The 21,347-nt window shown below is 42.5% G+C and carries 18 protein-coding genes and 1 pseudogene; 5 read left to right on the top strand and 14 right to left on the bottom strand.

The annotated features are described in order from the left end of the window. The first annotated feature begins 77 nt into the window (after positions 1-77). Positions 78-1,228: pseudogene (locus MKY01_RS24210) on the top strand (IS3 family transposase). Positions 1,229-1,372: 144 nt separating this feature from the next. Here the strand turns inward: MKY01_RS24210 and MKY01_RS24215 are convergent. Further along, complete coding sequence (locus tag MKY01_RS24215; RefSeq protein ID WP_339283918.1) at positions 1,373-1,882, bottom strand: ABC-three component system middle component 2; 510 nt, start codon at positions 1,880-1,882, stop codon at positions 1,373-1,375. A 3-nt stretch (positions 1,883-1,885) separates the two neighbouring features. Beyond that, positions 1,886-2,986 carry an ABC-three component system protein gene (locus MKY01_RS24220; protein ID WP_339283920.1) on the bottom strand — a complete coding sequence of 367 codons (1,101 nt, stop codon included), beginning with the start codon at positions 2,984-2,986 and terminating at the stop codon, positions 1,886-1,888. A 142-nt stretch (positions 2,987-3,128) separates the two neighbouring features. On the opposite strand from MKY01_RS24220, the gene MKY01_RS24225 reads away from it, so the two are divergent. Together MKY01_RS24225 and MKY01_RS24230 are read left to right on the top strand one after the other, a co-directional pair. Beyond that, entirely contained in the window at positions 3,129-3,740 is a 612-nt protein-coding gene (locus MKY01_RS24225) for a TetR/AcrR family transcriptional regulator (protein ID WP_339283921.1), read from the top strand. A 441-nt stretch (positions 3,741-4,181) separates the two neighbouring features. Next, complete coding sequence (locus MKY01_RS24230) at positions 4,182-5,486, top strand: amidohydrolase family protein (protein ID WP_339283923.1); 1,305 nt, start codon at positions 4,182-4,184, stop codon at positions 5,484-5,486. 26 nt (positions 5,487-5,512) lie between these two features. Here the strand turns inward: MKY01_RS24230 and MKY01_RS24235 are convergent, their stop codons facing one another. The 11 genes from MKY01_RS24235 to MKY01_RS24285 all read right to left on the bottom strand — a co-directional run bounded on the left by MKY01_RS24235 (position 5,513) and on the right by MKY01_RS24285 (position 17,982). After that, positions 5,513-5,770, bottom strand: a complete 258-nt coding sequence (locus MKY01_RS24235; RefSeq protein ID WP_339283924.1) for a type II toxin-antitoxin system HicB family antitoxin — start codon at positions 5,768-5,770, stop codon at positions 5,513-5,515. A gap of 122 nt (positions 5,771-5,892) precedes the next feature. Then, positions 5,893-6,486: a YdeI family protein gene (locus MKY01_RS24240; RefSeq protein ID WP_339283926.1), complete on the bottom strand. Its 594-nt coding sequence runs from the start codon at positions 6,484-6,486 to the stop codon at positions 5,893-5,895. Positions 6,487-6,890: 404 nt separating this feature from the next. Then, complete coding sequence (locus tag MKY01_RS24245; RefSeq protein WP_339283927.1) at positions 6,891-7,631, bottom strand: hypothetical protein; 741 nt, start codon at positions 7,629-7,631, stop codon at positions 6,891-6,893. A 739-nt stretch (positions 7,632-8,370) separates the two neighbouring features. Next, positions 8,371-8,847: an EVE domain-containing protein gene (locus MKY01_RS24250; RefSeq protein WP_339283929.1), complete on the bottom strand. Its 477-nt coding sequence runs from the start codon at positions 8,845-8,847 to the stop codon at positions 8,371-8,373. Positions 8,848-8,873: 26 nt separating this feature from the next. Then, on the bottom strand, positions 8,874-9,410 hold the full coding sequence (locus tag MKY01_RS24255; RefSeq protein WP_339283930.1) for a DinB family protein: 537 nt from the start codon (positions 9,408-9,410) through the stop codon (positions 8,874-8,876). Positions 9,411-9,477: 67 nt separating this feature from the next. Continuing rightward, on the bottom strand, positions 9,478-10,425 hold the full coding sequence (locus tag MKY01_RS24260; RefSeq protein ID WP_339283931.1) for a YafY family protein: 948 nt from the start codon (positions 10,423-10,425) through the stop codon (positions 9,478-9,480). A gap of 300 nt (positions 10,426-10,725) precedes the next feature. Continuing rightward, a complete protein-coding gene (locus tag MKY01_RS24265; RefSeq protein WP_315370887.1) occupies positions 10,726-11,187 on the bottom strand; it encodes a helix-turn-helix transcriptional regulator in 462 nt (153 codons plus the stop codon). A gap of 1,022 nt (positions 11,188-12,209) precedes the next feature. Next, a complete protein-coding gene (locus MKY01_RS24270; RefSeq protein ID WP_339283932.1) occupies positions 12,210-14,348 on the bottom strand; it encodes a hypothetical protein in 2,139 nt (712 codons plus the stop codon). A gap of 159 nt (positions 14,349-14,507) precedes the next feature. Further along, positions 14,508-15,335: a sugar phosphate isomerase/epimerase gene (locus tag MKY01_RS24275; protein WP_339283933.1), complete on the bottom strand. Its 828-nt coding sequence runs from the start codon at positions 15,333-15,335 to the stop codon at positions 14,508-14,510. Positions 15,336-15,481: 146 nt separating this feature from the next. Beyond that, a complete protein-coding gene (locus tag MKY01_RS24280; protein WP_339283934.1) occupies positions 15,482-16,804 on the bottom strand; it encodes an LLM class flavin-dependent oxidoreductase in 1,323 nt (440 codons plus the stop codon). Next, complete coding sequence (locus MKY01_RS24285; protein ID WP_339283935.1) at positions 16,786-17,982, bottom strand: MFS transporter; 1,197 nt, start codon at positions 17,980-17,982, stop codon at positions 16,786-16,788. Before MKY01_RS24285 ends, MKY01_RS24280 begins: the two co-directional genes overlap by 19 nt. Positions 17,983-18,236: 254 nt before the next feature. Between MKY01_RS24285 and MKY01_RS24290 the strand changes: the two genes are divergently transcribed. After that, on the top strand, positions 18,237-19,142 hold the full coding sequence (locus MKY01_RS24290; protein WP_282320500.1) for a winged helix-turn-helix domain-containing protein: 906 nt from the start codon (positions 18,237-18,239) through the stop codon (positions 19,140-19,142). A 56-nt stretch (positions 19,143-19,198) separates the two neighbouring features. Next, positions 19,199-20,449: an MFS transporter gene (locus tag MKY01_RS24295; RefSeq protein ID WP_339283938.1), complete on the top strand. Its 1,251-nt coding sequence runs from the start codon at positions 19,199-19,201 to the stop codon at positions 20,447-20,449. A 241-nt stretch (positions 20,450-20,690) separates the two neighbouring features. Here the strand turns inward: MKY01_RS24295 and MKY01_RS24300 are convergent, their stop codons facing one another. Beyond that, positions 20,691-21,134 carry a GNAT family N-acetyltransferase gene (locus MKY01_RS24300; RefSeq protein WP_339283939.1) on the bottom strand — a complete coding sequence of 148 codons (444 nt, stop codon included), beginning with the start codon at positions 21,132-21,134 and terminating at the stop codon, positions 20,691-20,693. Positions 21,135-21,347: the final 213 nt, after the last annotated feature.

Here is a 21,347-nt window from a genome sequence, read left to right on the forward strand (position 1 = left end):
CCCCTCAAGGTAGACAGTGAAAAAAAGAGATCATGTTAAAATGAACTCAACACTGAAAACCGGAGGGGATTTTTGCTATGCCAGCGAAAAAGGGCCAAACTTTTAATCAATATAGTGAAGAAACGAAGAAAGAGGCTGTTCGTCTGCGATTGGAAGAAGGTTGGACATACAGTCGGATCATGGAGAAGTTTGGTATTAAGAGTGAGAGCCAGATTATTACTTGGGTACGTAAAAGCCAAAATGGAGAGAGTTTTGAGGATTATCGAGGACGTTGGACGAAGAAGCATTTTAGCAGTGCAGAAGAAGAAAATGCTTATCTGAAAGCGCAGGTAGAATATCTAAAAAAGCTCAATCCGAATTTGCACGGAGAGGGAAGCTGGATTTCGAAGCCCGGTGCCAGTCCGTTCGAGAAATAAGTAAGTGGGCACCTGTGGTTTGGTTGTGTAAAATTGCTGAAATTTCTCGTGCAGGTTACTACAAATGGAAGAAGAATATCGTCCTCCGAGAGAAACGAGCAGATCGGGATACGGATCTAAAAGCACATATTTTAGGCATTCACCGGCTTCGTCCTTATTTCGGCTACAAACGTATGCGAACCGCGTTAGGAAAGGAAGGCCTCGTGGTGAATCACAAAAAGGTACGCCGCTTAATGAGAGAACTCCAGATTCGTTCCGTGATTCGCAAGAAACGTCCATTTGCTGGCCGGAAACCGTCAGTTCTATTCCGTAATGTCTTAAATCGGGAATTCTCGGCGGTAGCTCCTGTGCAGAAACTCGTGACGGATATTACATATGTCCGGATCGGGCATGATTTTGCTTATCTCTCGGTTGTGATGGATCTATACAACAACGAGATTGTAGCTTGGGAACTCTCCGAGCGAAATGACTTAAAACTTGTGATGGAAACGGTAAAGAAACTGAAATGTGGACCGGCCTTACTCCATTCCGACCAGGGATTCCAGTATACAACACAGAGCTATGCCAAATTGCTTGAAGAGAAGAAGCTAACAGGAAGCCATTCTCGGCGTGGGAACTGCTATGACAATGCATGTATTGAGTCGTTCTTCTCCCACTTAAAGACGGAGAAGTTATATTTGGAGAAGCCTCAGAATCTGGAACAAGCAAGGAACCAAATTACAGAGTATATGTTGTTTTACAACAAGGACCGTTTCCAAAACAAACTCGGCGACCTCTCCCCAATTGAATTCCGGGAAAAAGTCGCCGCTTAATGGAGTTTCTCTTTTTTTATTGTCTACTTGACGGGGCTATGACCAGTCCAACAATGACATTCAAGCCCTTTTTAAACTCAATCTCTGAAAATAATCCATTCTTATTGATTAGACGCAATCTACTAATAAAAAAGCCTTTAGTTGTCATTCAACACCACTCCTGACATAAGCCTCATACATAAACTCTCCGCCCCATTTTTCAATGTTACTTTCAATGAAAATCTTGAGATCTTCTTCTGAATATGCTGAGAAATGATTCGTAACCCATGAAGCATTTTCCCTAAGTCTATCGCTGTAATTGGAAATAAATAAATCAAGAAATGGTTCTGTTAATTGAGAAGCTACGTACGATACTCCCTCATTATTAAATATGATATCTATAAGGCTCTTACTATACATTAAATCTAAACCGACTTGCATTGCTTGTCTTCTAACAACGAGACCACCTGATCTATGAGGAATATCAGGATGTAACGAAGGTGGACAATTTTTTACACCAACATCATTAGAATGCAGAATTAAATAATCATAATAAATAAGTCTTTGAAGGTTAAGACTCCTTGGTGAATTTACAACAATGATTGCTAAAGTCCTTAATCCAACCTCAAATGGAGAATTATATCCCTCTCCATATCTTATTTTTTCATTAATCATTATTCAGTCCACCCAACTTATTTTATCTTCATTCGCTAAGTGATGACATAACCCGTTTAAGTCGTTTCCTTTAATTGAGGTATATAATGGATAACTCGGCATATTAAGATTTCTCGCAGATTTGCACACCTCTTTAACTCTCACAAATCCATCAGAATGGTCTGACTCAACGATATCAATTATCCCGTCATAAACCTCTTGTTTTAAATCCTCGAAAGCATCTACTCCTGGCGGAAGAGTATCCCTTTCAAACTTCATTAACGACTCTGCAGAGTAAAAACATTTACGTTGCCTATTAAAATGATTAATATAATTAGAATGAGCTGATAGATGAGAAATATCTTGAATTACAGATTTATGGTGATCTGAATACGCTTCAAGCAATTTCTTGACATAGAGTAATTCATCAGGAAATATCTTATCTGGAGGCTCAATAGCTTCTGGACGTGTCCTATGAATACCCCCGAATCTATAGTAGTAATATTTTGTTTTCGAATGCTGTTCAATCAGTTCTTGAGGATCGATATCATCAATAATTGAAAAATCGAAGTTTTCAACGTATGCAAGAAAATCACCAATCAATTCTATCTTTTTTCCTGATGTAATGTTGTTTTGACATTTATTTACCCATTCTTTGATCAGCCCTTCTTTTAATTTACCTGGGTTATCAATTAAATTTGAGAGCTTTGTTGATATACCTTTAGGCGTAACAAAGTAGTATTTTCTTGGAGCTGGATATTGTTTTTCGAAAGTGTAATAACACAGTTTTCCTAGTTCTATCCAAATTGCACTTGGAGACAATGGTGAATTATAGTGTTTACATTGATAGTTGTCCCACACTAAGTTCTTCCCTTTTTCATTATTCACATAGGCAATAACGTCTCTACCCATATCTCCAGATCCACCGCACCGCTTTACTTTTACATATGTATCTTTTAAATAACCACATGACCACTCTCTGACTAAATCTTCAAAATCTGTGTCGGAAATAACTTGAAGTCTATTAATAGGTTCAATAGGCTTCCCCAATAATAGATCGGTATTCGACAATTTAGTTTTTAATATTGGTTCATCAATATCAAATGTATTTTCTTCTTCTATCATTCCGTTCACCCACACTCAATGATTTTTATGTAATCAAATGATAACACAAAATCTTTTTTCCATATATGGGAATTTGACACCCCCCTCAAAAAGATCTATCCTAATAACGAATCGTTAATTCACTATTAAGGAGTCGTTCCCGATGGTGCAAGCTAAGAAAGACGAAGTCAGGAAAGAGATTGAATACGCGGCGCTCAAAGTCTTTTTTGAAAAAGGCTATGTGGATGCCAAGATGAGCGATATCGCGGATGAGATCAATATTTCTGTGGGCAATATCTATACTTATTTTAAGAACAAGAAAGAACTCTTCTACGCCGTTGTTCCACCGGATCTGGTGGATTATTTAAAAAATGTGCTGGTGGAGACGATTCACTTTGATAACCAGACCTTGTTCGAGGAAACGGATAGCGAGCGAAAGTCGGCGCTGTTACAGGAACAGGTCGATGTGTTACGTAAATACCGGAATCAGATCGTGATTATCTTCGAAAAGAATAAAGGCACCATCTACACCAACGCAAAGAATGAGCTTGTCGAGCTGATGATCGAGACCAAGAAGACCTATCTCAAGAATCAATATAAACGATATGAGATTGGCACCGAGGAAAATTTGATCTTACTGAACATCCTCGCGCACAACGTGATCGACATGAACCTGGATCTATTGAAACGGGATATGAGTGAGGACAGCCGGAAGCAAATATTCGAAGCGTTGTATGTATACAGACTGTACGGTATGAAGAGCCTCAACGAATAACACTCCTTCTCATCAATTATGCCGGGTAGACAAAGCGTGCAGATCAGATCAACTCACTTGGTTTGCACGCAAAAAAAAACACTAACATTAAGTCACTCTATTTTTTTGGCCCAAAAATGAATTTATAATTCATTTTTTAAGACGAATATTTACCATTTACCAAACTATTTAAGTTGAACCCATATTTACACGATAACGGAGAAGACAGAAATAACCAGAGGAAGCGAAGCGTTCGCCTGAAAGCTTTCTGAAAGAAAGCTACATCGGAAGCATAAGCTATCACCGGATTTTCCCTATTAAGAGGGAATCAAAAAAATCTGGGGATAACAGCGATCCGAAGGTTGTTCTGTCATCGGAGTGGCAAGTGTACATACCCTCTTTCAACTTATATAATCCCATCCACATTCTAAGGAGGAACACAACACGAACACCGCTTACGCATTGAAAAACGTCCATCTGATCCACGGAGATCTGAAGCGTAATCCACAAAAAAACATGACGATTCTCGTCAATGAACAAGGACTTATCCAGGATATCGGCCGAGATCACGAGTTGCATATCCCAAGTCACTACACAACGACCGACCTCTCAGGAAAATACGTAATGCCTGGACTGATCAATGCCCACGTACATCTCTTTGCAGATGGTAAACCGTTCAGTCTCTCGGTCAGTGAAGGCTTGTTGCAGTTTGCCTATGATCGAATATTGAACACGAAGTTTGGCAGAAACGTTTTGAAAAAACGAATGAAACGCAACGCGCTGACCGCACTCCATGCGGGTGTGACGACGATGCGCAGTGTGGGGGAATTCTTTTACACCGATGTCCAGCTACGGGATGAGATTAACAACGGTGACTTTGTCGGTCCCAATTTGCTAGTATCCGGATTTTTCCTAAGTGTCACGGGCGGACATGGTGCTCCATTTCTCGCTCTGATGGGCGACTCCCCATGGGAAGGCAGAAGAAATGTGCGGATCAATGTGAAACACGGCGTGGATCTAATCAAAATCTGTGTGACGGGTGGCGTGACGGATGCGAAGATGGTTGGCGAAGCTGGACGTTTACAGATGACGGTGGACGAAGTTTCGGCGATCTGCAACGAAGCACATAAGATTGGTTTGCGGGTGGCAGCGCATGTGGAGAGCACGGAAGGCGTAAGAGTTGCGTTACAAGGTGGGGTTGATACGATCGAGCACGGTTCGGAGATGGACGACGAAATCATTCATTTGTACAAAAATAATCCCAATGCCCTGAATGGTTACACCGCACTCATCCCCACCCTGCAAGCCGCCTATCCATCCGCTTCATTGGATACCAACGTAACGAAGGTAAGTGCAACAGTAAAAGAGAACTCCAGACTCGTCTACGATTCCATGCTCAAAGGCGTAAAACAAGCGATCGAAAACGACATCACCATCGGTATAGGTACTGATGCCGCTATGCCTTACGTGACTCACTATGATATGTGGAGAGAGATGGACCACTACATGAGACAGGCCAACCTGAACAACAAACAGGTCATCGACATGGTGACCCAAACCAATGCAAAGATCCTCGGTGTTGACGATATTACAGGGACGGTGGATATCGGGAAACATGCCGATCTGATTATTATGGAGCAAAATCCGCTCGAACATATCGAGGCCTTGTCAGACATCTCTATGGTCATGGTCAAAGGAAATTTAATTGAAACACCATCTGTCACAAGAATCAAAGAAGTGGACGATGTTCTAAACTCAGTTTGGTGAATTCAGATATGTAAACATAGAGTTCATCAATAATACGTAATACTTGCTTCAATTAAATATGCTTTATCTTTAGGATTCAATAATTCAGGCATTATGCTTTGAGAAGGCGGAATATCTTCAACAGGTTCTCCATCCAAAAATAATTCAAGTGCTTCTTTCGCCATCAATAATGCTTCATCAATTGATTCGCCACAGGTGATACATCCGGGCAGATCAGGAAATGTAACATTAATTCCATCTTCAGCAAAATTAAAAATTGCGTAGTATTGGTAAGTTCGAATCATATGGGACACTCTCCTGTTATCTATACTTTTAGCAAAAACGAGTTGAAAGCCTTTCGGATTATATCTGAAAGACTTTCAACTCGTTTTAAATCTTAATTTCCCTCAAATATATTGTTATAAGATTAATCATTCAATCCTTTGCCCTCCAGGATCGGCTGCATGTACTTCTCGATTCGTGACACTTTTGTTTTGGATTGCTTCGGTTGTGAGAAATAATAGAGATATGCCCGCTGCCGTCCGGGTGTCAGTGCTTCAAATGCATCTCGGAAAGCAGGATTTTCATCGAATTGCTGTTGAAGTTCCTCAGGAACGCTATATTCGGTAGTCTTTTTCATTTCCACCTGCAATCCTGCCTGTTCCACTTCAATCGCTTGCTGGATATAGGCTTTGATCATAGCCTCCTGCTCCACAATCTGCTCCAGACTGGTGAAGCGAAGCTGGCGTTCTGCCTGTACATTCTCCGTTTGCTGGACCAAAATGCCGTGTGTATCCTTCAGTAGAGCACCTTTGAAGAATAGAATGGCTACGTACTCTTTGAACCCATGAATTAAAACGATGTTTTTCCCATCCAGCATGTAACAAGGATGCATCCACTTCATATCCTCTGTCAGTTCAAAATCCCGAATAACTTCTCTCAGCTTTGTGGACTCTTCCTTCCACGTTTTGAGTTTTTTTAGATAGCCATCAACTTTGCGATTCCCACTTGTATCCGTCATGGAGAAATACCTCTCTTTATCTCATGTTCTTATAGGATCAATTGTACTGGTTTTCAGTGGATTGTACAGCGTGGCTTACAGAGCTTTTATTGACTTTTCCACTTGAATTCAAACCTTAATAGCAACAAGGACTATCCTGTTAGATGGCCTATAATTAAAGAAAGTGATTTAAGAAGACGTATTAATTGGTTTGAATTATTTGGGATTACTTATTTATGGAGAGCAACGGACCTGATTCTAAAACCCTTTTCCCCAACTAAACAACTATTCTTTTCAATGTTTATAAAGACTCAGCAAATCCAGTCAAGTTAATTCCGGCTACGGATAAGAAATAAGACAGCCAGCTCCCAAGTACGGGGGTTGGCTGTCTTATTTGATTCTACTTATTGATGGAACAGAAAGTCTTAAGAACCTTCAAGCACCTTATCTTCAATTACAGGCGCCGGTATTTCTTTAATCTCTACGGATTCTTCCGGAGCAAAACTCTGGATCTTCATCGGCATGGAATCCAGGTACTTGTACTCTTCGGTCTTGGTAGAGCTAGTTACAATTTCACCGTTTTTGTCTTTCTGATAAATCACACGTTTTGTCGGTAAACCCGTATTTACATCAATGGTTACAACTTCCTTGTGGAGGTTATCCTCCGAAACAGCTTTTTGCTCGTTACTCTGTGTAGCAGAACGGGATTGTGTGCCCGTTGCTTCCAGTACTGTCCAATCCTGACTCCGTAATTCTTCTTTTGCATTCTCCAAGAGCGAGATCTGTAGCAACTTCTCATTTTCAGCAACTATGTTGTCCGGCATGGTCCAGGTATTCCCGACCAATTTCCCTGTCTCGAAATCTCGACCATACGAAGTGATTTTCTTACCACCATCTTCAACAATCAATTTATTATGAAGCTGGTTATCACGGTAATCCTCAGTGATTTCTGTCAAATTCACACGGTCCCGGTAGCGAACGATGTATGACCCGTCTTCAAACGATTCTTTAATGTAATCGACCTTACCCTGAGTCGCCTTCAGTGCTGCGCTTTCAACATCGCTTTGAGCACTAACTACAGATGGTTCATTCAAGTACATGTAGCCACTCACAGATGCAGCTACCAGTGTTATGGTGAGGATTGAAACCAATGTTTTTTTCTTCACAGGTAGACCCTCCTCTTATTTAGTCAGTATATATTCCTAACGCTTTATTCTGCTTTTTAGGTCCAGCCATTTACATATCCACTATCAAAATACCTGTTGAGTTAGATCCTGCTTGGTGATCCTGCAACCTCCACGCATTTGGATACATGTAGAAGCCTTCAATTCAGCATCAAAAGATTGCATATAATAGTCAGACTGCAGCCCTTTCATTACACCAGACAAATTATTACAAGAGCTAGAATACATTGGAGTCACTCTACTTGTTTTAAGCAACCTGTCGGGATATAGAATAATACGATCGCAAATACGAATAAGACAAAATACTTACTACTTACACTGCTCAATTTTACTACAAATATTATCCAAATCCATATTTTATTCAAAACTATCTACCGTATCCAACCAAAAAATGTTACATTTTGTAATGAAATATTAAATAATATGTTCTTACGTAGATAATTCCCATAAGAAGCCCGATATGGTTTTAGTTTCATCTTTAGAGTTATGGTTCTTCAATTGAAAATCGAAAAAAAGCCGCATGATTAGCGGCTCGTCGTGCACTCTTAAATTCTCCTACGCTCACTCACTATTGGTCTGTTGATGTCAAACCGACTATTTATAACATGTACACAACGGTTACTCATGGATGTCTCACACACCCGTAATGATCGTCAGAGCTTTTTATGATTATGCATAAAGCAAAAAGGTCCATAGACTGTCTATGGGCCTTTTGCTTTGGTTAACATTTCTGGCTTAAGCTAATATCCAGTAGTGACTGTGCCTCTTCTTCCAACATGGAGGAAGCTATCATCATGAAGTCTTCAGCCCCAATTTCAAAGTGACCTTTACGAAACGGAAACCCCCAATTGCGATTCCCGCTTGTAAAACTAAGTTGGTCTAATAACGTTGCGATCTTTACTTCTCGACACGGAAGATAACGAAGATCTCGGCGAAAGGGTACAAATGATTCCGACATCTGATATTGGTATATCCTGTCGTCGGTAATTTGACCAATAGCGGTAAAAGCCTGAAGTGGCTTGCCTGTTGATATGTCTGTGCGTGGAGAATAGTATATCAGCCAATCACCCGCGGACATCTGTCGCAACAGCGCTGACTTGCCATGGCACACCTGCGCAAACCCTCCCTCTACGGCTACATTTACATGAGAAGCAGATACAACACCAATCCAATACCTGCTGTCCTGATTTGGTTTCATGGATACATCTCATTCCCTTCTCTCGTTTATATTTCCAGATTCGATTTCAATCGGTCTAATTGCAAAAAATGATGTCTGTAGTGCATCTCTATCAACAAAAACCACTCCTGAGCGTTTAGAGCGCCAAGCCTTGGATGACGTATTTTGTTGTTTACGGACGCTTGGTGTAAAACAGATGCCGTGCTTCTCATCCGATCCACTACCTCGTGAAGCCCATCGATCAAGGACTCCATCCTCTCGGGTGGTTGCGGGGTATACTGCGGGGAAGCAGGGACTTTAACAGGCACGGGAGGGAATTGTCCTAATTCAAACACTTGCCTACCCAGTTCTGTTTTTTCCTCACCCGAGTTTAATGTTGAATCCCCGCTGCTCAAACACTGCTCAATATTATGCAGATGCATGAAAAGCGCTGATTGAATCAAATGTACATACATCTGTCCAATGGACCATTCCTCTTCACTTTGTTTTTTAAGTAAGCTAGACATATCCAAATTTTTCAGTTCTGCCAAATATCGTTCTACTGTCGTTTCAAATGATTTCAATACTTCCGCTGTACTTCTCATCCTCCAACCCACTCCTCTTGATCTGTGATATATCAAAGTATAAAAAAACACTACTGACAGGTGTATGTCAGTAGTGTTTTAAGATGTTTTTGGCTACTTCCTTCATTCGGAAGCGTAAAGACTCTGGCTCCAAGACCTCGATATCTCCACCCCAACCAAGTAAATAATGCAATATTTCCTCCGGATAGCGAACACGAAAATGAAAAACAACACCCTCCTCTTGCTCCTCAAATGCATCCATATAAAAATGCAGGGCCTCCATAACTTTGTCAGCAATTTCAGGTTTTGCTCTGATTAATACTTGTTCGTTACGGTCGTCAGGAGGTCGATAACTGTTTAGATCAAAATCCGGTGGCAAAAGGAATTGATCCTCCAGCAGGGAAAGTTCAGTCATGCGTGACAAACGAAAATGACGAATGTCTTGTCGCATATCACAACGTGCAATTAACATCCAATTCTCCTGAACCAGTGAGAGTCCGTAGGGTGAAACCTCACGCATATTATACCGATTGCCATCCGTTCCTGGCATTTTTTTCAGGTACATAAAGCTGATCTTACGTTTATCCAGAATGGCATTACGTATCTGGTTAAGGTATGTTTTCACCCGCGCTCGGGTTAAAGGTTCAACCGTATGAAGCAGTCGCATCGTTTCCCGAACACGTATCGATTCATTACGAACGGATTCTGGTAAAATCGCTTCAATTTTTCGTTGAGCCGACTTAGCCTCCATCGCGTATTCTGTATCCAATCTCTGTTCGATAAAATCAGCTCCCATGAGCAGAGATACGGCTTCTTCTGCGGTGAAGCTTACCGGGGGCAGAAAATATCCTTCCATGAGGGAATACCCATGACCCGGAGCTCCCATAATCGGAACACCAGCTTCGCTTAATGCCTGAATATCTCGATATACCGTACGTACACTTGTCTCAAATTGAGCCGCTAAATCTTCTGCTCGTAACATCTTTCTTCGCTGCAATTCAAGCGTAATCGCAAGCTGCCGCTCCGTTTTGTTCATTCTCTAAGCCCCCATCGTTTCATCATCCAAACCGTTAAACTGCCCTAACATGGTGGTGAAACGCTCCAGTTCCTTATCATCCCATCTGGATATACGGTCATAAAAAGTTGACTCCTTCTCCTTGAGCGTACCAACCGTCGATTGTTCTGGTTTACAAAGGATTATATAGAACCACTTACCCCAATTTACTTGTCTTACTTAATTTAAACCTTAAATAAAAGCAAGGCCACCCCTATCCCGGATAGCTCTTGCTTTTCTCAATTGATTGCAACTACACTTACATTTTCAACATCAATCCATTTAATCAACTTCCTGTCGTGGAATGATATAAAAATAAAAAACTAAACCAATTATCATAGATGGAATTAACGCAGTAAATATGTTTTGCCCGAACGTAATAAATACTAATTTAACCACTTCACTTAAATTCTCACTCCACAAATCTTGATAGCGCTCTTGCTCTCTCCACCCTTTAATCAATATTGTCACGGCAAATATAATGCAGTAACTAATTAATCCATATTTCAAACTTTTTTTGAATTTATTTTCCTCTTGCTTCTCCTCAATTAACATAACCTCCAAAGAAACATCGAGTAGATCAGCAATTTTCATCATGTTTTTTTTGCTTGGATAACCATTTCCTAATTCCCATTTTGAGATGGATTTATCGCTAACATCTAATAACTCTGCAAGTTCCTGTTGTGTGATTTCTTTTTGTTCACGATACTGTTTTAACTTTTCACTCAATATATTCTTCGTCATTTGCTCACCACCATTGTTTTGTTGTTTACTTCTAAGTTAATTAAAACCAAATATAGGGTCCATATAAAGGAATTTTAGAAAATAGAATTCTATTTTTCTGAAATTCCTCAACTCTTTGGGTGCCTTTTAAGGATTAATCCATACTATTACACAATACATACACGTTTTGCTTTCCTAAAATAACATTGCCGCTGGGTTCCCATACAAAAACAGGAAACCAACGGCAATGTTAAAGTTACAACAACAAAATTACTTCACTCTATTATACCTAGTTATTGATACTGAGTTTTCATGCTTATCAAAAAGATTGAGACAAGTAATAAGATCTGAAATCCCTTCGCATAATGGCCTTCATCATTTGTCAACCATTTCGAGTTTTGCTCGTGGATTAATGGTACATTATCATGGAAAAGGAAAGGATATTACGCTATGGTTAAACGTACAATATCTTACTGCTGATGATAACATCCTCTGACGAGATTACGTCATTAAAAGACAGTAACTATGGGGGAATGATCCCTAGGTAGTGGAGGTCACAAAATGAGAAAAAAGCGATGGATTGTGAGCATAGTCATTTTGATTATCATACTTTTCATAAGTGAATGGGTGATGTTGTCCTCAGAAAAGGTTGGAGTTCTCAACATAACGCAGAGAGTCATTTCAGGTGCACCTCATGTTGTCGTTCAAGGGCAGACACTGTCTTACCAAGGTAAGGTTAAGTGGGAGGATATACAGAATAGTATCGAAGTATATTCCGTAAGCGATGAAGGAACGATCTTGTATAAAGCACTAGGCACCCCTGTCCCACCACCTTGGATATATGTGAGAAAAGAAAACCAACAGGGTTTCCGATATAAGTTCCCACACCTCCCTTGGAAACTATAAATCACCTATCACTTACCTTAGCCGTTATCTTTGCGATTCCCACTTGTATCTGTTATTGAGAAATACCTACGAAACATCCAAGATAATGTTGTCCTGGGTCCGTAGGTACTTGTAGAATCTTAGAAATTAATGCTTCATCAATCAGGAGACATAGTTAACGTGAACACACTCTCCCAAGGCGTTTTTATAATGTCGTTATACCGCGTGTCCACTTTCAAGCCACTCGACCAAGAGCCCCATGCACTCCCATTGCTAAATACAGGGTCCGAAGTTAAAGGAACATCTATATACATCGCATAGCTACCTACAATTTTCTTGTCTTTAGGAGCAGAAATGAGTTGTACAACACGATCCTTACGAAGCTTCAAATCATTCGGTGCATTGGCATGCACAATCTCATATTGAATGTAGGTACGCATATACAATACCCCATTACGATATGTCACCATACTTGGTTCAGGACGAACATCTCCCTGAATAATCACTTTCTTGTTCTTAATCCATTTCACATACCCTTCCATCTGAAGCTCTCTGGCTGTCTTATCACCCATCTTGCTGGTAGAACCACCAGCATGGCTTTCCAATGCTGGTGCCCAATTCATATTGATGGTGCGGTAATCTGTATTCAGCAATAGCTCATAGTACTTTGAAATATGATTGGCATAACGCCCAAAGTCATCACTGGTTAACTCAATGGGAAGTCCCACGGCTTTTGACCGGTAGAGCTGCGCTGCATTCAAAGACAAACCTTTGAGAGAATTCGCCTTAGGAAATTCTTTCTCATAATACTGATTAGGGATACCCGCGAGAACATAAGGATATTTTGACGCTTTAGCAGGCAAAGCTTTTGTTCTAATTAGTTTACCGTAGTCATCCAGATTATCCTTTTGAGTAAAATCTGCAGTATATATCCCATATGATCTATCGAATGAGTAGTAATTGAATGTTAGATTGAATGCTTCAGAAAGTACCCTTAGGGGGACATAGACTTCCCCATTTCGGAACTGCGCTGAGGTATTTGACGAAAGGACATTCCCTTTGCCATCGACCATACTGCTTTTGGTCACAGATAACGAATGGGTAGAATCGTTCATGTTTAATTTACCGTTGGAGATAGAAGCAGCCCATTTTGCTTGTTTGGCAAAAGCGAGCGACGGGATCATAACTTCCTGTTTTATCGTTAGATAAGGTTTGTTCGACGTAAAGTAGAGATTTTTACCATTTAAATTCAAACGAACGCTTTGATCCCATACATTGAGAGTTGGCCACTGAAATGGAACCTTAACAGGGATAGGTGAGTTCTTCTTTTTGTTGGGCAGCTCCATTCCAAGGCCACCTCTATAATTAAATCCCCAAGCCCATACACTTAGATCCTCTTTTTGAACAACCATGTGTCCACTGTCTGCTTCACTTACCAAACGTACATTCTTGAGGATAATCTTGGGGACCGTGGCTTGATTGGCTGTCCCATCTCCTAATGTACCTGTTCGATTGTCCCCCCAACCATACATATTTCCAGATTCATCCAAAGCAAAACTCGCATCAGATGAATTCGAGATGTCCATAATTTTGGGTAGCTGCTGTATTTGTACAGCAGAGTCCCCGCTCTTGGTCCATACAGTGCCATCTTCTTTAAGGAACACAGATCCATACTGATCTACCTTTTTGACATCCGTTATTGTTATGTATTGTCTTGCTACAGAAGTTCCAGGCATAACATGCCACACCGTACCGTCTTGTCGAATGAAATACGACCCGAAGATATCTTTAACCTGATCTAGTCCAGGGATAAGCATGGGTAACTCTGGTTCAGAATACGAATTTTTCCAGGCCAAAACCTGCCCATCTTTTCGTAATGCATAGATATAATTTTGAGTAGCCTCCACTTGCACAATCTTCTCATCTTCACTGAAGTGAGTTTCATCTCCTGAATACACCTTAGTATACTCTGTTAGTTCCCCGACTCCCCTTCCTTTCCATACCGTTCCGTCCTGGGTCACCACAATAGCCGCTCCGTACACTACAGAAACGTCTACAATATGATTAATTCCTTGTAACACGTATTGTGCATAGTTCGTCTTGCTACCTTCGTCACTACCAAAACCACCCCATGATATCAAAATTCCTTCTTCTGTTAGCACTTGAGTACCCGACGATGAAATGATTTTTTGGAGTTTTGGAATTTTATTAGTAGAGGTTGCTGCATGGGTGTACGATGGTGCTGCAGTGAGAATAATTAGAACTAAGACTAACCAAACCTTTAAAAACTTTTTCATTATATCCTCCTTATATGTACTAAATTACTAATAATGCAAGTCTAGCAGTCCTAGGTAATTTTTACTATCCACAAATTTCTGTCACCCCTACAAAAGTAACAAAAAGTCATTCAGCACACATATGAATGGCTTGTGCACTGATAACAGAAGTTGTTAACACTAAAGTGTGGCAAACACCTGATCGAACCCAGCCTTCGACTTGGCAAATAGTTCATTCGTACCAAGATTCGATGCCGGGGCCAGTACTTCCTGAGCCACCACACCATTGTAGCCAATCGCCTGCAGATTTCTCAGAAATCCACCCAGATCAATAACCCCTTCGCCGGGGTATAAACGCTCATAATCCAGTAATTCCTCGATCGGCAAATCATAGGCATCGTTGATATGCACATGAACAATCTGCTCTTTCTTCAACTTCAACAGATCTTCCATCGGTAAACCATTCGTATGCCAGTGATATGAATCTACGAGCAAACCTACGTTAGGTGCATGGATGGTCTCGATCCAGTCCAGCGTATCCTCCACACGCCAGATAAATGGATTTTTCCATTGCGTCCGCAAATGGTGGCATCCCACAAACTCCAGACCCAACTTAATCCCGTAAGCATCCAAGATATCTGCGCAGAGTCTCAAACGTTTCGTAGCCGCGGCCATGAATTGCGCTACCGGTTGATCCGTTGAGGGTAAAATATACGTGCAACAGCTGTAACAGTCCAGCGAAGCAGAAGCTTCTGCCATAGCGACCAAAGATTGCAACCCCTCACGAAATTGCTCATCTGTCGTCCGCCACTCTACCGTCAGACCCGATGAACCGATGATCACCTTATTGCTTTCCAGCAGATGTTGTGCCTGTTCTTTGCCATACGTTTCAATCAATGAGAGCGGATTCAAATCTACAGATCCGAATCCGTGCTTGGCCGCATCTATGATATATTGTTCATCAGACTCGATATTGCCCAGTCCCGCATTCGTTAACCCTCTAATCATCCCAATCTCCTCCTGTGACTCGTTTGGAATTGCAACTTGTGTATCATTTTCTTTATCATTTTATAATAGCAGTACTCTCCGAAAAAGAAACCATCAAAAAAGAGCCGCAACAACGTTATATTAACGTCATTACCGCTCTAACATCTCTATCTCACACTCTCCAACGTATACCGATTACGCGGAATCTCAAGACCCAGATTCTCCCGAAGCGTCTCATGTTCATACTCCGTACGGAACAGCCCCCGTTCTTGCAGAACTGGAACAACTAGCTCTACGAAATCTTCCAAGCCATTGGGTACCACGGTACGAACATTGAATCCGTCTGCCGCTTCGCCTTCAAACCATTCCTGAATCCGATCTGCGATCTGATCCGGTGTACCAATGAACGATGTACGTGGGGTAGATGCCAGCAATGCCACTTGGCGCAGGGTCAGCCCTTGTTCTCGCGCCTGCTGCTTGATCTTGTCTGTTGTACTGCGGAAACTATTGCTGCCAATCTCCCCAATCTCGGGGAAAGGTTCGTCCAGCGCGTGCTGGGAGAAGTCATAATGATCGAAGTACCTCCCCAGATAGTTCAACGCCTGATCAATACTCACCAGTTCGGCAATTTCCTGATACTTCTGCTCCGCCTCTTCAGCTGTTCTACCCACAATGGGGCCGATGCCCGGGAAGATCAGGATATCCTCTGCCTTGCGTCCATAAGCCACCGCTCTTGCTTTCACATCGTGGTAGAACTCCTTTGCTTCCTCCAGTGTCTCATGTCCCGTGTAGACGGCATCTGCCGATCGGGCGGCCAGATCTTTACCAGATTCAGATGAGCCCGCTTGGAAAATGACCGGATGACCCTGCTTCGAACGCCCCACATTAAGCGGACCCTGTACCGAGAAGTACGCTCCCTTGTGATTTAGCGTATGTAGCTTGGCAGGATCGAAGAATACGCCCTGTTCTTTGTCTCCGACAAAGGCATCGTCCTCCCAGGAATCCCAAAGTCCTTTGACCACATTTAGATGTTCTTCCGCAATTTCGTAGCGTAGCGCATGGTTCGGATGTTCGCCTTTGCCAAAGTTCAGTGCCGAACCTTCCAGAGGTGAAGTAACCACATTCCATCCGGCTCTCCCACCGCTTAATTGATCCAACGAGGCAAATTGCCGCGCAACCGTGAAGGGTTCACTATAGGAAGTAGATAATGTAGCAACCAGCCCGATGTGGGAAGTTACCCCGGCGAGTGCGGACAGAAGCGTCAAAGGTTCGAAGCGATTGAGAAAATGAGGATTGGACTTCTCGTTGATGAAGAGACCATCTGCAATAAAGAGCAGATCAAACTTCCCTTTTTCCGCGATACGCACCTGCTTCTTGTAGAACTCCAGACTAACGCTCGCGTTAATGGGAATATCCGGGTGACGCCAAAAGGAAATGCTGTTACCCACTCCGTTCAGATTAGCTCCCAACTTCAATTGTCGTTGCGACATATATTTTCCTCCCTATGTTGTGGTGATGACACTGCCCAAGCCGCTCCAAGTAATACAATTCCTGTGAAGAGAAAAATAAACGGAATGCCGATCCATCCACCGAGAAAACCACCGATTAACGGTCCAAGTACAATACCGAACTGACTCGCCGTCTGGCTCAAACTGACAGCCCTCCCACGAAAATCGTGATCAGCATACTTGATGATCAGCGCATTAAGCGCGGGATAGACTGCGGCAAAGAACAAACCATAAACAAATCGCAGGCTGCCAAAATAAATCAGATTATTTGCTGTCATTTGCAGCAGACTGCCAATTCCGCCGCCAATCAGACCAATAAACAGGGTTTTCTCGTATCCGATCCTTCCACCAATCTTCCCCCATCGCGGCCCCATAATGACCGTTGCCACACCAATCGCCGAGAAGACAATCCCTGCACTAAGTGTTGCACTGCCAACATCTCCACCAATCTGGACCACATAGAGCGTCAGCACCGGTTCGATGATGAGCACGGAGGTCGAGACTAGGAGAATCAAACTGTAGATTCGAATCAAACCCGGCGTGGAAGCCGCTCTTTTCAAATCCCCTATGATCCTTGTTGGTACTATCGTACGAGCTTGTCGTGACTCCTTAACACCGAGGACCATCAGTGCCGCGAGTAACGTAATGACAGCGGATGCAATGAAACATCCCCGCAGTCCGATCCAGTGACTCAACACACCACCGGCAAGAGGACCAAGAATCCCACCCGCAGCGCTGGCCGTGGAGATCACGCCAAGTGCATAACCCACCTGTTTCTCCGGAGTATTGGTGCCAATCAGTGTAATCGAGGCGGGATGAAAACCAGCCATGAGTCCCTGAAAGACCCTCACCGCGATAAACGTATACGGATCATACACAAAGAAGTTAGCCAGATGTGCAATGCCTAGCCCCACTCCGGAACGGACTAGCATCAGTTTGCTACCATATTTATCAGCCAGTGATCCCCAGAAGGGTGCGCATAATCCGCTGATCAGAAAGCTGATGGAGATCGAAATACCGGACCAAGCCTCCAGACCGCTCTGTATACCAAGATCATTTTGCAGAAATATAGGAAAGAACGGAACGGACAGCGAGTACGCCATATGATTGAAAAACAGGCCGAACCACAGAATATACAGATTTCGCTTCCATTGTGGCATCTTGGCATTCTCCATACTATATAATTCCTATATAAAAAGTAGGTTATTATCCATATTAGGGTAACGTCATCAGAAAGTATAATAGAAAAGTTCAATAGACCCATTCAAGAATTAAATGAATGGGTTTTGTGGAATGAGGATATTTGGTACGAACATGGAAAATTTATGTTGAAACAACAAATAGGTTCGTATAATATAAAACTAATTACTTGTTCTATAAATATAGAACTAATCTAGAAAGGAACTATACTCTTATGAACTACACAGTAGAAGTTGATTTTGCGCCAATTTATGAATGTGTAAGCACCCTGAGCGCTTTTATGAGTAAACAAAATCATACTAACCTGGATGCCGGGAAACGGTGGGTTCGTGATGTACAGGATCGATTCTCTCCAGCCAAACTTCAACAAATGCGAGATACGATGAAAGCCACAGACAATTTCAGCCTTGCGCCATATATATGGAGCTGTTCAGGGGAACGTTCGGTGAATGGCTTTTTGAATTGGCTTGAAGAGTTGTCCTCAGGACAATTGTATGACATCGCCGCTCGCTTCAAGTTATCTGTCCCCTCCAATCTGTCCGAATTGCGCAGTCGGACATCCGAAGTGCTACGAGAATGGGATACTCAGTATTTTGGGCACATCAATCCGGCAATTATTGAGGGACTCTCTTTGGAAGCTGAATCGAGACGTTCCAGTCTGAACGGGACGAATGACCAAGAGGTCTATGAACAAGCTACACAGGGCATGAGGATATATCCCAACCATACGCTAAAAAAAATAATCCTCATCCCTCAATATCATGCACGTCCATTTGTCACCTCAGTGATCTTTGACGAGATGATCTTCACTAATTATTCTTGCGATATTCTTCCAACAGAACCGGGACGACCAGACCCTGGGTTACTGCGTCTAACCCGGGCACTGTCCGATGAAAACAGACTGTTCATCTTAAGACTACTGGCTGGTAAACAGCTGACCTTCACTGAAATTGTCCGTGAGGTTGGACTGTCCAAGAGCACGGTGCATTACCATCTAATAGCCTTGCGAGCAGCCGGGCTAATTATTGTGCATTATGATTACAAAAACACCGAATATAGCCTGCGCTTGGAAGCTCTAAACAACCTTCCACGGCAGATTGGAGCTTATATTGAAGGTTGAGTTCAAGCATTTCCTTCTCCACAAATTGCACTATTCTATCATATGGAGGAACCTTAATGCTGAAGCGAAGTTACTACGGTTTATTGGCTACTGTTACTCTTAGTTCTCTAGGTGATGTGTTTGGTCTTTTGGCCATGGAATGGCTTGTTTATGAATTAACTGCCTCTAAGCTAGCCATGGGTGCTATGGCACTAAGCTTCAGCATTCCTGAAGTAGTCTTCCGGCTACTTGGATCACCGTTGTCCGACAGACTGCATCGTGGACGGTTCATGGCCGGATTGGCTGCAGTACGACTGTTGGCTCTTTTGTTGCCACTGAGTATGGGTATTGCGGGCCAATTACAACTTTGGCACCTGTTTCTCGCCGCAGCACTCAGCGGAGCCTGCTCCGCCCTCTTCATGCCAACGGCCATGGCTGTTGTACCAGGTGTAGCTGGCGAACACAAACTTCTGCGGGCATTCGCAGTGATCGATGGTTGTCGAAATGCCGCTGCCTTGCTGGGACCTGCCTTTGCCGGAGCTCTAACGGCTACATCCGGAGCGTTACCAACACTTGGCATCAACGCTATTTGCTACATTGCAGCCATCACCGCACTGCTCTATCTGCCCACAATGCAGAAACCAGCAGCTCAAGCATCTTTTTCTCTCAAAGCTTATATCCGAGATATTGGAGAGGGTTTCTCTTTTTATCGGCGATTCCCAGCCATGCTCTCGATTATGGTAATGGTTTCGATCAGCAATATGTCCTCTGTAGCCATCTGGACCATGATGATTCCTTTTGTCCGCGAAGTGTTGCACCGAGATGCCGCCGCCATGGGCACTCTGACCACCGCTTCTGCATTTGGCACACTAGCAGGACTAGCTATTATCTCGTGGATGGGTGAAATCAAGAGAAGACGCACGGTCATGCTGTGCAGTTTAGCTGTGATTGGGCTTTTCAACGCTTTGTTGGGACTATTTCCGAGTTACCCATTTGCACTTATTGCCTTATGTGCTGCAGGAGCAGCCGGACCTTTCTTCGGTTCTCTAAGCTCTTCGTTACATGGTACGCTTGTGCCCAGTTCTCTACAAGGCCGGGTTAATTCGATCCGTTTTCTGATTGGTGGAGGATTACAACCCGTAGGCGCTTTTGCAGGTGCAGCGGTTGCAGAAGTCTATGGCCTTCCCTTCCTATTTCTGTCTTTAGGTCTTCTTCCTTTCATTTGTTCGATAGCTGCTTCATTTCTCCCGAATCTGAAAGATTTGAATGGTGACCTCGATACTCTACTACATAAGCCATCCAATAAAGTTCATATTACAAGTAGTTAATAACACTAAAGGCGCCGTCCCTTTTTATTGGAACGACGCTTTTGACGTGTGACAACGATAGCAGTTTACTTCAAACATGCCGTGATACAACATCTATCCCCACTTTCCAAACATGCGGGATCGGTATCCCGACATAGGTAATTGTGAGATAAAAGCCAACTCTTCGCTTCTTAATATTTTTTTCTATACTCTCCATTAACGTGTAAATATGAAGTGAACTTGATTACGTATGGTAATCATACTATTCCGGCACTTGGACCGACATAAATACATCGACCTCATCTTCACTGTCCAATATAAATCCAAATCGTTCATACAATCGACGAGCAGGGCTTCCCTGCAAAACATTTAAAATAACACATTTCCCCTGAACTTCATCCTGTTCCAGCAGCATGTTCAGTACCTGAGTTCCTATTCTCAGGCCTTGATAATCGGGATGTATGTAGAAATGTTCCAATAGATATGCCTCAGCCTTGGGCTTTAACGCTACACAACCTACCATTGAACCCTCCACTTCAATAATCTGTGTCTGGGCAGGATTGAATGTATTCCGGAAACGTTCACGCACCTTCACATCATCGTACCTTCCCAGTCTGGTTAGATCATCGTATAATACCAAGGCTCGCAAATCAGCGAGTTGCTCTTGGTCTGCCTGTACAGCTTGACGCATTGTTATTGGGTTCATTTGTTGAATTCCTTTCCAGTGGAGACACGTTAATTTTTGAATGTCATATCGCACTATAGAACACTAAAAATCATACCTTTGGCAGCTCACTTGAGCAACATCGGATTTTAGAACGCACTATATTTTTCAAACATACTGAACTCCTCAAAAAAATAAAAAAGCCCACAAAGGACGGTGCAGTCTTGCTTATACCAATAAGCGAACCTGCAGCCA

Origin of the sequence: Paenibacillus sp. FSL R5-0486, from assembly GCF_037975155.1 — a bacterium.
Taxonomy (GTDB): Bacteria; Bacillota; Bacilli; order Paenibacillales; family Paenibacillaceae; genus Paenibacillus; species Paenibacillus amylolyticus.

What these genes read in the sequence shown, in the direction of transcription:
- MKY01_RS24285 (WP_339283935.1), bottom strand. Translation starts at nt 17,982, where the DNA reads ATGCCACAATGGAAGCGAAATCTGTATATTCTGTGGTTCGGCCTGTTT.
- MKY01_RS24260 (WP_339283931.1), bottom strand. Translation starts at nt 10,425, where the DNA reads ATGAACAAAACGGAGCGGCAGCTTGCGATTACGCTTGAATTGCAGCGA.
- MKY01_RS24240 (WP_339283926.1), bottom strand. Translation starts at nt 6,486, where the DNA reads ATGACGGATACAAGTGGGAATCGCAAAGTTGATGGCTATCTAAAAAAA.
- MKY01_RS24275 (WP_339283933.1), bottom strand. Translation starts at nt 15,335, where the DNA reads ATGATTAGAGGGTTAACGAATGCGGGACTGGGCAATATCGAGTCTGAT.
- MKY01_RS24295 (WP_339283938.1), top strand. Translation starts at nt 19,199, where the DNA reads ATGCTGAAGCGAAGTTACTACGGTTTATTGGCTACTGTTACTCTTAGT.
- MKY01_RS24280 (WP_339283934.1), bottom strand. Translation starts at nt 16,804, where the DNA reads ATGTCGCAACGACAATTGAAGTTGGGAGCTAATCTGAACGGAGTGGGT.
- MKY01_RS24300 (WP_339283939.1), bottom strand. Translation starts at nt 21,134, where the DNA reads ATGAACCCAATAACAATGCGTCAAGCTGTACAGGCAGACCAAGAGCAA.
- MKY01_RS24215 (WP_339283918.1), bottom strand. Translation starts at nt 1,882, where the DNA reads ATGATTAATGAAAAAATAAGATATGGAGAGGGATATAATTCTCCATTT.
- MKY01_RS24290 (WP_282320500.1), top strand. Translation starts at nt 18,237, where the DNA reads ATGAACTACACAGTAGAAGTTGATTTTGCGCCAATTTATGAATGTGTA.
- MKY01_RS24225 (WP_339283921.1), top strand. Translation starts at nt 3,129, where the DNA reads ATGGTGCAAGCTAAGAAAGACGAAGTCAGGAAAGAGATTGAATACGCG.
- MKY01_RS24265 (WP_315370887.1), bottom strand. Translation starts at nt 11,187, where the DNA reads ATGACGAAGAATATATTGAGTGAAAAGTTAAAACAGTATCGTGAACAA.
- MKY01_RS24255 (WP_339283930.1), bottom strand. Translation starts at nt 9,410, where the DNA reads ATGAGAAGTACAGCGGAAGTATTGAAATCATTTGAAACGACAGTAGAA.
- MKY01_RS24250 (WP_339283929.1), bottom strand. Translation starts at nt 8,847, where the DNA reads ATGAAACCAAATCAGGACAGCAGGTATTGGATTGGTGTTGTATCTGCT.
- MKY01_RS24270 (WP_339283932.1), bottom strand. Translation starts at nt 14,348, where the DNA reads ATGAAAAAGTTTTTAAAGGTTTGGTTAGTCTTAGTTCTAATTATTCTC.
- MKY01_RS24220 (WP_339283920.1), bottom strand. Translation starts at nt 2,986, where the DNA reads ATGATAGAAGAAGAAAATACATTTGATATTGATGAACCAATATTAAAA.
- MKY01_RS24235 (WP_339283924.1), bottom strand. Translation starts at nt 5,770, where the DNA reads ATGATTCGAACTTACCAATACTACGCAATTTTTAATTTTGCTGAAGAT.